Annotated in this window: 8 protein-coding genes; 3 read left to right on the forward strand and 5 right to left on the reverse strand. The window is 74.2% G+C overall.

Going from position 1 to position 10,920, the window contains the following annotated elements:
• Position 1: 1 nt before the first annotated feature.
• Positions 2 to 3,592, reverse strand: a complete 3,591-nt coding sequence (smc, locus tag WMI84_RS07365) for a chromosome segregation protein SMC (protein WP_347351770.1) — start codon at positions 3,590 to 3,592, stop codon at positions 2 to 4.
• Between the two features lie 213 nt (positions 3,593 to 3,805).
• Between smc and WMI84_RS07370 the strand changes: the two genes are divergently transcribed.
• Entirely contained in the window at positions 3,806 to 4,489 is a 684-nt protein-coding gene (locus tag WMI84_RS07370) for a VOC family protein (RefSeq protein ID WP_347351772.1), read from the forward strand.
• A gap of 102 nt (positions 4,490 to 4,591) precedes the next feature.
• Here WMI84_RS07370 and WMI84_RS07375 read toward each other — a convergent pair whose 3' ends face one another.
• Positions 4,592 to 4,915, reverse strand: a complete 324-nt coding sequence (locus tag WMI84_RS07375; protein WP_347351773.1) for a chorismate mutase — start codon at positions 4,913 to 4,915, stop codon at positions 4,592 to 4,594.
• Positions 4,916 to 5,013: 98 nt separating this feature from the next.
• A complete protein-coding gene (locus WMI84_RS07380; RefSeq protein WP_347351774.1) occupies positions 5,014 to 5,295 on the reverse strand; it encodes an acylphosphatase in 282 nt (93 codons plus the stop codon).
• Positions 5,296 to 5,562: 267 nt separating this feature from the next.
• On the opposite strand from WMI84_RS07380, the gene WMI84_RS07385 reads away from it, so the two are divergent.
• Together WMI84_RS07385 and WMI84_RS07390 are read left to right on the forward strand one after the other, a co-directional pair.
• Positions 5,563 to 7,587 carry an acyltransferase family protein gene (locus WMI84_RS07385; RefSeq protein ID WP_347351776.1) on the forward strand — a complete coding sequence of 675 codons (2,025 nt, stop codon included), beginning with the start codon at positions 5,563 to 5,565 and terminating at the stop codon, positions 7,585 to 7,587.
• A gap of 77 nt (positions 7,588 to 7,664) precedes the next feature.
• The gene (locus tag WMI84_RS07390) at positions 7,665 to 8,093 is read left to right on the forward strand and encodes a pyridoxamine 5'-phosphate oxidase family protein (protein ID WP_347351778.1); all 429 of its coding nucleotides are present in this window, start codon (positions 7,665 to 7,667) and stop codon (positions 8,091 to 8,093) included.
• A gap of 83 nt (positions 8,094 to 8,176) precedes the next feature.
• On the opposite strand, the gene WMI84_RS07395 is transcribed toward WMI84_RS07390, so the two are convergent.
• Together WMI84_RS07395 and WMI84_RS07400 are read right to left on the reverse strand one after the other, a co-directional pair.
• Entirely contained in the window at positions 8,177 to 9,358 is a 1,182-nt protein-coding gene (locus WMI84_RS07395; protein ID WP_347351780.1) for a low temperature requirement protein A, read from the reverse strand.
• A gap of 303 nt (positions 9,359 to 9,661) precedes the next feature.
• A partial coding sequence (locus WMI84_RS07400) for an FAD-dependent oxidoreductase (RefSeq protein WP_347351781.1) occupies positions 9,662 to 10,920 on the reverse strand: 1,259 nt, incomplete at its 5' end.

A 10,920-nucleotide genomic window follows, 5' to 3' on the forward strand; every position in this document is an offset into this window, starting at 1 on the left:
GTCAGGCCGGCCGGTCGGCGACCTCGCGCAGCCGCTGGCTCACCACGGTGGTCACGCCGTCACCGCGCATGCTCACGCCGTACAGCGCGTCGGCGATCTCCATGGTCGTCTTCTGGTGGGTGATCACGATCAGCTGGGAGCTGTCCCGCAGCTCCTCGAACAGGGTGATCAGCCGGCCCAGGTTGGCCTCGTCCAGGGCCGCCTCCACCTCGTCCATGACGTAGAACGGCGAGGGCCGGGCCTTGAAGATCGCCACGAGCAGGGCGACGGCCACCAGTGCCCGCTCCCCACCCGAGAGCAGCGAGAGCCGCTTGATCTTCTTGCCCGGCGGGCGCGCCTCGACCTCGAGACCGGTCGTGAGCAGGTCGCTCGGGTCGGTCAGGACGAGGCGGCCCGCGCCGCCGGGGAAGAGCCGCTGGAAGACCCGTTCGAACTGCACCGCAGTGTCGGCGAACGCCTCCGCGAAGACCTGTTCGACGCGCTCGTCGACCTCCCGGACGATCTCGAGCAGGTCCCGCTTGGAGCGCTTGAGGTCCTCGAGCTGCTCGGTGAGGAAGGCATGGCGCTCCTCCAGGGCGGCATACTCCTCCAGCGCGAGGGGGTTGATCCGTCCGAGGGCGGCGAGCCTGCGCTCGGCCTGGCGCAGCCGCTTCTCCTGTGCCTCGCGCACGTACGGGGACGGCTCGGCGGCGGGCGCGTCCGGGTCGTCGGCCGGGTCGGGCACGACCGGGACGAGCCGGTGCGGTCCGTACTCGTCGACGAGCGACTCCGGTGAGATGCCGAGCTCGTCGACCGCCCGGGCCCGCAGCGCCTCGATGCGCAGTCGCTGCTGGGTGCGGGCCACCTCGTCGCGGTGCGCCGTGTCGGTCAGCTCGCGCAGCTGCTCCTGCAGGGTCGCGATCTGCCGGCGCAGGTGCGTCAGGTCCGCGTAGCGCGCGGTGCGCTCGGCCTCCCCCGCGGCTCGCACCGTGGCGGCCCGCTCCGCGGAGCGCACCAGCAGGTCGTGGGCGTATGCCGCCGCCACCCGCACCGCCTCGGCGACCTTGGCCTCGCGGTGGCGCTGCTCGCGCCGCTCGGCGAGCCGCTCGCGGGCCCGCGCGGCCGCGAGCGCGCCGCGCTCGAGGGCGTCGGCGCGCTCGTGCAGGGCTCGCGCGCGCTCCTCCCGGGTGCGCAGGCCCAGCCGGACCTCGGTCTCGGCGGCGCGGGCCTCGCGGGCCCGCGCGTCCAGCCGGTCCCGCTCGCCCGTGGCGAGCTCGGTGTCGTCGGGTGCCCCGGCGCCGGCCGTCTCGAGCCGCGCGCGGAGCTCGGCGTGGGCCAGCTCGTCGGCGTCCCGGGCCGACAGCGCCTCGGCGCCGGCCCGCTCGGCACGCTCGGCCTCGGCCCGGGCGGTCCGCACGGCCTGCCCCAGCGAGCCGAGCCGCTCGGCGATCGCGGCCATCCGAGCGTCGCTCTCGTTGAGCCGCTCCAGGGTGGCCTCGACCGCCGCTGCGCACTCGCCGCGGGCGGCCTGGGCCGCGGCGATCGCGAACCGGGCCTGCTGGGCCTGCTGGGTGGCCCGTTCGGCCTGCGCCCGGGCCCGTTCGAAGGCCGCCTGCACCTCGATCAGGCTGGGGGTGCAGCTGCTGCCGCCCCGGGCCCAGCCCGGGGCGTAGACGTCGCCCTCCGCGGTGACCGCGGTGACCCCGGGGTGGGCGCGCACGACCCGCCCCGCGGTGTCGGCATCGGGTACGAGCGCGACGCGGTCGAGGACCTGCTCGAGGGCCGGGCGGACGGAGGCCGGGCAGGTGACCGCGTCACGAGCCCAGCGTGCGTCGCCGTCCAGGGCCGGCCAGTCGCACGGGTCGACCGGGGTGGCCGAGTCGGCGACGAGCAGGGTCGCCCGGCCGGCGTCGTCCGTGCGGAGGCTCGCCAGGGCCTCGGTCGCATCGTCGAGGGACTCGACCACCACGGCCTCGGCGGCCCACCCGAGGGCTGCCGCCAAGGCGGTCTCGAGCCCGGGCTCGACCGTGACGAGGGTGGCGACCGACCCGAGGACGTCGCGGCCTCCCGCACCCTGGCCCGACGCCGCGAGCAGCGCGGCCGCACCGTCCTTGCGCGTGAGGCTGAGCTCGAGGGCCTCGGCCCGGGCGGTCGCGGTCGAGCGGGCCCCGTCGGCGGTGGCCGCGGCCTGCTCCCAGCGGGCCAGCTCGGACTGCGCCGACTCGAGCCGCACGACGGCCTGCTCGTAGGCACCGTCGAGGCCGTGCTCCCCCTCCTCGTCCGCGGCGACGGTCGCCTCGAGCCGCGCGAACTCCTGCTCGGCCGCGGCGCCCCGGGCGGCGGCCTGCTCGGCGGCCGCCCGCAGTCGCGCGATCTCGGCCTCTCGGGCTTCGATGCGGGAGGCCTTCGCGGCGACCTGGCCGGCCAGCCTGGCCAGTCCCTCGCGTCGGTCGGCAGCCGCGCGGACGGCCCGGGCCAGCCGGGCGGTCTCGTCGGCGTGGGCCCGCTCCGCGTCGGTGCGCGAGCGGACCGCCTCCTCAAGGCCCGCGGTGAGCTCGGCGACCTGCTCCCGCAGCACCGCCTCCTGTTCACGCACCTCGCCGGCCTCCGCGCGCAGGGCGGCCGGATCGCGAGCGGTGTCACCGCCGGGGTCCTCGCCGGGGTCCTCGGTGAGCAGGCGGACCCGCTCGTTGGCCAGCGCGCGCGTGGCGGCCATCCGCTCGACGAGCCGGCCGAGGGCCGCCCACTGGTCGTTGGCCAGCGCCAATGCGGGGCGGGCCTGTTCGGCCGCGGCCTCGAGCCGGGAGAGCCGCCCGGCGAGGTCGACCAGCTCCTGCTCGACCTCGGCGCGTCGCCGGTCGAGGGCGCTCTCGTCGGCGATCTCCTGCTCGAGCGAGCAGGTGAGCTGGACGAGGTCGTCGGCCAGCAGCCGCAGCCGTGCGTCCCGGGCGTCGGCCTGGATCACGGCGGCCCTGCGAGCGGTCTGTGCCTGCCTGCCGAGCGGGCCGAGCCGGCGGCGGATCTCGGCGGTGAGGTCCTGGGCGCGGGTGAGGTTGGCCTCCATCGCGTCGAGCTTGCGCAAGGCCCGCTCCTTGCGCTTGCGGTGCTTCAGGACCCCGGCGGCCTCCTCGATGAACCCGCGGCGCTCCTCGGGTGTCGCGCGCAGCACGGCGTCGAGCTGGCCCTGGCCGACGATGACGTGCATCTCGCGGCCGATGCCGCTGTCGGAGAGCAGCTCCTGGATGTCGAGCAGCCGGCACGGGGTGCCGTTTATCGCGTAGTCGGACCCGCCGCTGCGGAACATCGTGCGCGCGAGCGTCACCTCGGTGTAGTCGATCGGCAGGGCGCCGTCGGTGTTGTCGATCGTCAGGCTCACCTCCGCGCGCCCGAGCGGGGCCCGCCCGGCGGTACCGGCGAAGATGACGTCCTCCATCTTGCCGCCGCGCAGCGACTTGGCGCCCTGCTCGCCCATTACCCAGGCGAGCGCGTCGACGACGTTGGACTTGCCGGAGCCGTTCGGTCCCACGATGCAGGTGATCCCGGGCTCCAGGCGCAGCCGCGTGGCCGACGCGAAGGACTTGAACCCCTTCAGGGTGAGGCTCTTGACGTACACGAACCTGTGCTTTCTGTGGCGGGCGGTCGCGGTCAGCCTACGGCTCGGACAGCCCGCGCCCGCGCAGGCGCGACGGGGGCCAGGGGGGCGGCCGGGGCCCCGGGGAGCGGCTCGCGTCCGCGCCGCGCGCGGGTGCGGCACGAGTGCGCGGCCGCGACCGGGGGCGGCTCGCGTCCACGCCGGTGCCCCGGCCGGGATGCGTACGGACCTGGCATGGCCAAGGACGTGCGGGGCCTCGGCGCGGCTGACATCCCGCACCGCGAGCCACGGCGCGTAGGCTCCCGCTACATGCCGGCCCACCCCACGCTCGACCACCTCGTCGTGGCGACGGCCGACCTCGCGGCGGGCAGTGCGCAGCTGGAGCGTCTGCTCGGCTGCCCGCTCGAGCCCGGTGGGCGGCATACCGACTACGGCACGCACAACCGGCTCGTGTCGCTGGGGCCGAGCGGCTACCTCGAGCTCGTCGCTCCCGATGCCGCCGCCACGCCGCCGCGAACCCGCTGGTTCGAGCTCGACACCCCGGCGATGCGAGCGCGGCTCGCCCGCGGGCCGGCGCTCGTCCACTGGGTCGTGCGGGTCGCGTCGCTCGCGGGTGTGGCGGGCGTACGAGAGCTGTCCCGAGGAGCAGCGCGGTGGGCGCTGACGGTGCCGGACGACGGGTCGCTGCCGCTCGGTGGCGTGGCACCCTCGCTCATCGAGTGGCACACCCCGCCCCCGGCACTGAGCCTGCCCGACCGCGGGATCCGGCTGCGCGAGCTCGAGCTGACGACACCGTGCACCACGGCACTGGCGGCTCGGCTGGCCGGTGTCGAGGCGCCCTGGCGGGTCCGGCGCGGGCCCACCGGGCTGCGCGCCCGGCTCACCACGCCGCGAGGCGAGATCGACGTCGCCGGCTGACGGCACCGGCTCCGGTGGTGGGCGCCCAGGGTGGGGGTCGGCTGGTGTCGCGGTCGGGTCCGCGGCGTGGCCGGAGGGGGGTCGCCCGGACCGTCCGGCCGCTCAGCCCACCCCGGGACCGGCGGGGGGTGACGTTGTGGCGGAAGCGATACGCTCGTGATGGTGGATCACCTCGGCGATCACGAAGCCCAGGAACTTCTCGGCGAACACCGGGTCGAGGCCCGCTTCGTGGGCCAGCGCCCGAAGCCGCGCGATCTGGCTTTCCTCGCGGGCCGGGTCGGCCGGGGCGAGGTTCTGTCGGGCCTTCAGGACGCCGACCTGCTGGGTGCAGCGGAACCGCTCGGCGAGCATGTGGATGATCGCTGCGTCGATGTTGTCGATGCTGCGGCGCAGGTCGGCCAGCTCGGCGGGGACCTCGGTGCTCACCCCGGCAGCCTAGTGGGGCTGCCGGGCGGGTCGGTCTGGCGGTCGGCCCGCGCGGCGGACCGGAGGCACCCGCGGACCGGTGCGCCGGCCCGCTCGCCTCACTGCTCGGCGAAGCCGGTGACCCCGGTCCTCGGGTCGCTCCACCGGGTCGTGACGCCGACGACCCGGCCGGGCCGGGCGCTGGTCGTCGGCTGTTCGGCAAGCAGGGTCTGCAGGCGCTCGACCGCGACACGGTCGCCCTGGGCGACGACCTCGACCCGGCCGTCGGACATGTTCCGGGCGTGCCCCGTCAGGCCGAGCTCGAGGGCCCGGGCCCGGGTCCACCACCGGAACCCCACCCCCTGCACCCGACCCCGCACGAAGAACGTGGCTCGCACCATGGGACGACGATAGGCCCGGCGGGAGCGCACCGCGTGGCTCCGTCACGATGTCACCGCACGTCCCTATGCTCGCTGACAGCATCGCTGGACCGACGCCGCAGGGAGAGGAGCCGGCGACCCACATCTCGACCCGACCGAGGCCCGGATCGCGAACCGAACTGGACCCACCGCCCCCGAGCCACCGACCCGACCCACCGTGCTCGACCCACCGTGCTTGACCCTGCGACCCGACCCAACGACCCGACCCAACGACCCGAAGGGAGCGACGTGACGTCGTCGACCGGAGTCCGGACCGGCAGCGGGAGCGCCCCGGTCGGCACCGCGCCGGCTTCCGGGCCGTCACGCGGCACGGCGGCCAGGGCCCGGGCGGGCCACATCCCCGGTCTCGACGGGCTGCGGGCCGTCGCGATCATCGCGGTCCTCGTCTACCACCTCGATGCCGCGTGGCTGCCCGGCGGGTTCCTCGGGGTCGACGTCTTCTTCGTCGTGTCGGGCTTCCTGATCACCACCCTGCTCGTCCGCGAGCGGCAGTCGACCGGGCGCATCGCCCTCGGGTCGTTCTGGCTGCGCCGGGCGCGGCGGTTGCTGCCGGCGCTCGTGCTCACCGTGACGGTCAGTGTGCTCATCGCCCGGGTGGTGTCCACGGACCTGCTCGTGCACGCCGGCCGACAGGTGCTCGGCGCGCTCAGCTTCTCGACGAACTGGGTCGAGATCTCGGCCGGGTCGAGCTACTTCGACCAAACGGCCCCACAGCTGTTCATGAACTTCTGGTCGCTGGCCGTCGAGGAGCAGTTCTACCTCCTCTGGCCAATGGCGACCTTGCTGCTCGTGCGGTCGGCCCGCCCGCAGCTGCGCGTGGCGAGTGCGTTGGCCCTCGCGCTGGGCTCGACCGCCCTCATGGCGGCCCTCCTCACGCCGGGTGGCGACGGCACGCGCGTCTACTACGGCACCGACACGCACGTCATGGGCCTGATGCTCGGCGCCGCGCTCGCGTTCGCCTGGACCAGCCCGGCGCTGGCCCTGCGCAGCCGGCCCTCCGCGTGGGGTGCGGCCACACGCTTCGCGGTGCCGGTCGCCGGGGCCGTCCTGCTCGCCCTGATGTTCGTGCTCGACGACGAGCACGCCGCAACCTTCCGCGGCGGGATCGCGCTGGCGTCGCTGGCGACGGCGGTGCTCATCGCGGGCCTGCTCGACCGCACCGTCTCGCGCGTCGCGCCGTGGCAGCGGCTCGCCGACCACCCTGTCCTCACCTGGATCGGGGTCCGTTCCTACGCGATCTACCTGTGGCACTGGCCGGTCATTCTCCTCGTGGCGGGCGACCTCCCGACGGTCCCGGGGACGCGAGAACACCTGCTGACGCGAGCCTGGTGCGTGGTGGTCACGGTCGCGCTGGCAGACCTGACGCACCGTCTCGTGGAGACACCGTTCCGACGGCTCGGCTTCACGGGGGTCGGCCGGCTCGTCCTCGACCGGACCGTCGGGTGGTCGGTCGGGTCCCGCCGGGTCCTCGTCGGGACCGCGGCGGTGACCGGGGTGGTCATGGCGACCGTCGTCCTGACGGCACCCACCCGGTCCGAGACCGCCCGGATGCTCGAGGCCAACGCCGCGCGCGCGGCCGGCCTGGTCACGACGCCGACCACGCCGGTGGCCGACCCGAGTGCGGCCGTGCCCAGCGGGGGTCCAGCCCCGGTCGGCTCGACCGGCGCCGCAGTACCGGCGACCAGGCCGGTGACGGTGGGCACCGTGGGTGCAGCGGTCGGACAGTGGGCCATGCCGGCCGGCCGCGAGATCGACGGCTACGGCGACTCGATGATGGTGGGCAGCGTGCACGCCCTCGACTACTACTTCCCCGGAATCCGGCTGGACGCGAGGTCCAACCGGCGCTGGTCCGACGGACTGGCCGCCGTCAGGTCGCGGGGCTCGGACAACCGGCGCGCCGTGGTCCTCGCCTTCGGCACCAACGCCGGCGTCGACGTCGACGACGCCGAGGCCGTCATAGCGGCCCTCGGCCCGGCCCGGATGATCGTCCTGGTCAACTTCATGGGCCCGTTCAGTCGCATCGACGACGACAACGCCAAGCTCGCTGCCCTCGACAGGGAGCACGACAACGTCGTCGTCGCCGACTGGGCCCGCGCCGTCCGCGATCATCCCGAACAGCTGCAGTCCGACCGGATCCACCCCAGCCTGAAGGGCTCCCACCTGTTCGCCAAGGTGGTCCGCAGGGCCTTCGCCGACCTGTCCGAGCAGCACACCGGCCAAGCGGTTCCCCTGAAGGATCTGCCCATGCCCTGAGCCCGGCCCACCGACGGGCGCGACCTCCGGAGTGCCGGGCTCTGGCGGCGAGCGGGCTGATGGCCCATGGTTTACTCATGGCTGCACCCACGCGCCCAACCCATCCGGAGACCCGGCAGATCGGCCGACGCGAGTGCCTGCGCCTGCTGGACCGGGCGCCCTGGGGCCGGCTGGCCGTCATCACCGGCGACCGGCCGCAGATCTTCCCGGTCAACCATGTCGTCGAGGCAGGCAGCATCCTGATCCGGACCGGCTCGGGGACCAAGCTCAGCGCCGCCGCGGACAAGATCGTCGCCTTCCAGGTCGACGGGTTCGCCGCGGCCGACCGCAGGGCCTGGAGCGTGCAGGTGACCGGCCACGCGGTCGAGGTCGACAACGTGCGCGAGATCCTCGGCCTGATGCCCGATCTGGCGCAGCCCTGGGAGGCCGGCGTGAAACCGCACGTCCTGCGGATCGAGATCGACGAGGTAACCGGCGTGAGCTTCCCGGTCCAGCTGCGGGATTGAGCGCGCCTCGCAGAGGACGGTGCGGTCGGCTCGGGCCGAGCTGGTCATTGCTCGCGTGCCGGTCCCGGTGGCGGAGGGCGCCGTCAGGTCCCTTCCGGGGGCGCCGACGCTGGGTTCCGCCTGGTCGCCTCTGCTGCGATCGTCCGGTGCACCCGCAGCAGCCGGATCACGACCCCGACGAGCAGCGCATCCAACAGGGCCAGGGACACCATCGGGAGGACCCTCGTGGCCAGCACCCCGAGCACGGCGACCGCACCGCACGCGACGAGGCGCGGGGCCCAGGCGTCGCGGATCACGGCATGGAAGAACCAGGCCTGCGAGGCGAAGTAGACGCCGATGCCGCCGAAGAGCAACAGCGCCAGCGGCACCGATCCGGGCCCGAGCGGGTCGGCGATCACGTGGTCGCTGCCGACCGCGACCGCCACCAGGCCGACGAGTATGCCGTAGGTGATGTTGGCCCCGAGCCGGATCGAGCGAATCGGGTCCGTCGTTGCGCGCAGGTGTCTGGCGACGAGGTCCTCGGCACCCCCGAAGTAGGTGGCCCACAGGCACAGGACGGCCAGCAGGACCCCGACGGAAGCGGCGAGGGAAGCGGCCGTGACCGGCGTCTCCGCGATCACCCGACCGATGGTCAGCACCGTCTCGCCGAACAGGATCATCAGGAAGAGACGCAGTCGCTCGAGCATGTGGTCGACGTCCAGGTCCAGGTGCGCGCTCTCGAGACGACGGCCCGGCAGCGGGTGGGCCAGCCAGAACCCGAGCAGCTCGACCGCGGCCGCACCCGCCCACCAGGCCAGCCGTTGACCGGGCGCCGCCGCGGCACCGGCGAGCCAGAGCGGCACGCTCACGAGCGACCAGACCAGCGCCCGGGCGTAGTGCCGCCGCAGGACGCCGGTCGGGGAGAGCCGGCTCATCACGACGTGGTGGCCCACCAGGATGGTCAGCAGCGGGGCGACGAAGAGCCAGCCCCGCTCGGCGAAGGCGGCGGTGATCGCGGCGTTCATGAACAGGCCGAGAACCATCAGCACGACGATCATCAGCTTGGTCCTGGGCCGCTCTACGTCGAGCATCGCCACGTCGAAGCTGGTCGAGGTCCAGACCCCGCCGACGGCGACGAGCATGATCGCGGTCTCGGCGGCACCGCGCCAGGACAGGTGCATGAGCAGGTGGTGCGACAGCTGCGAGACCGCGAAGACGAAGACCAGGTCGTAGAACAGCTCCAGCGGCGACACCTCACGCCTGACCACCACCGGTTGCACGCTCACCGGGACAGCGTCCCAGCCAGCGGGACCCGCGAACAGCCGGGGGCACCGTCCGGCGGGGCTGTATACACAAGAACACGACAACCCGCCGGGGTCCGTCCCGGCCGAGCACGCCCGGACGGGATCGGGCCGACTTGTCGTGTCCTACCGACCATCACGTCCGTTGGCAGCGGAGTCTGGCGGGTTCGCGTCCACAACAACACAACAACCCGCCCGAGCTCGTGCCCACCGAGCACGCTCGAACGGGCTCGGGACGACTTGTTGCGTCCTACCGTCCGTAACCTGCGTCGGGGACGGCACCGCGTATCAGCCGGCGGGGGTCAGCAGCCGCTTGAGCGGCACGCCGGGGTCGGCCGCGGCGTCGGGGTCGATCGTCATGCCCTTGTCCAGGCCGCGCTTGACCGCGATGTGGTCCTGCCGGGTCCCGACGCACTCCGCCGCGACCAGCAGCCCCGCGCGGTAGTGCAGCAGCGTGAACTGCTCGCTCGTCATGTCGCCGCGCACGACGGTGCGGTCGACGTCGGCGTACAGCCCGCTGATCTGCAGCCGCAGGTCTCGCTGGTCGGACCAGAACCACGGGACGCTCGTGTATGCCGCCCCGCTGCCGACCAGTGTCGACGCCGCGGTCCGAGCGTGGTCCGACGCATGTTGGGCGCTCTCGAGACGTAGCCGCCCCGGGATGCCGCGGGTGTACGGGTTGGGCAGGCTCGTGCAGTCGCCGATCGCGACCGTGTGCCCGTCGGAGGCCAGAGCATGCTCGTCGACCACGATCCCGCCGTCGACCTCGAGCCCCAGCTGCTCGGCGAGCTCGGTCCGGGCCCTGGCGCCGACCGCCACGAGGACCAGCCCGCCCGGGACGACCCGACCGTCGCCCAGCTCGACCCCGTCCGCCCGGCCGTCGTCGGCGACGATGCGGGTCGCGGTCGCCTCCAGCAGCACCTCGGTCCCGCGGCGCCGGTGTGCGCCGAGGTAGAAGTCGGACAGCTCGGGTGACACCACGCGCCCGAGGAGGCGGTCGGTCGCCTCGAGGACGGTGACCTCGACCCCCTTCGCCCGGGCGTCCGCAGCTACCTCCAGCCCGATGAAGCCGCCGCCGATGACAACCAGGCGACCGTGATTGCGGACCAGGTCGGCCAGAGCCGCCGCGAGCCGGTCCGCGTCGGCCAGATCGCGCAGGTCGAGCACGCCGTCCAGGTCGGCACCGGGCACGTCCAGCCGGCGGTTGACCGAGCCGGTCGCGAGCGCCAACCGGGCGAACTCGACCACCCGCCCGGACGCGGTCGAGGCCCGTCCGCCCGCGGCGTCGCGTTCGATGCCGGTCACCGGGTCGCCGAGCAGGAGCGCGATGTCCCGCTCCGCGAACCACGACTCGGGGTGGAAGACGATGTCGGAGACCTGTTGCGACCCGGCCAGGTAGCCCTTCGAGAGGGTGGGCCGGTCGTAGGGCGGCACGGGCTCCTCGCCGACCAGCACCAGGGGGTCGGTGTCGCCGAGGTCGCGCAGGGCCGTGGCGACCTCGAGGCCCGCCTGACCGGCTCCGACGACGAGGGTGGCTCGCTGCGACG

The sequence above is a fragment of the Intrasporangium sp. genome (assembly GCF_039812505.1).
Lineage (GTDB): Bacteria > Actinomycetota > Actinomycetes > Actinomycetales > Dermatophilaceae > Intrasporangium_A.

Bases quoted from the DNA above. Each gene is read 5' to 3' on its own strand.
- WMI84_RS07370 (WP_347351772.1), top strand. From the start codon at position 3,806: ATGGCCAAGGACGTGCGGGGCCTCGGCGCGGCTGACATCCCGCACCGC.
- WMI84_RS07380 (WP_347351774.1), bottom strand. From the start codon at position 5,295: ATGGTGCGAGCCACGTTCTTCGTGCGGGGTCGGGTGCAGGGGGTGGGG.
- WMI84_RS07390 (WP_347351778.1), top strand. From the start codon at position 7,665: ATGGCTGCACCCACGCGCCCAACCCATCCGGAGACCCGGCAGATCGGC.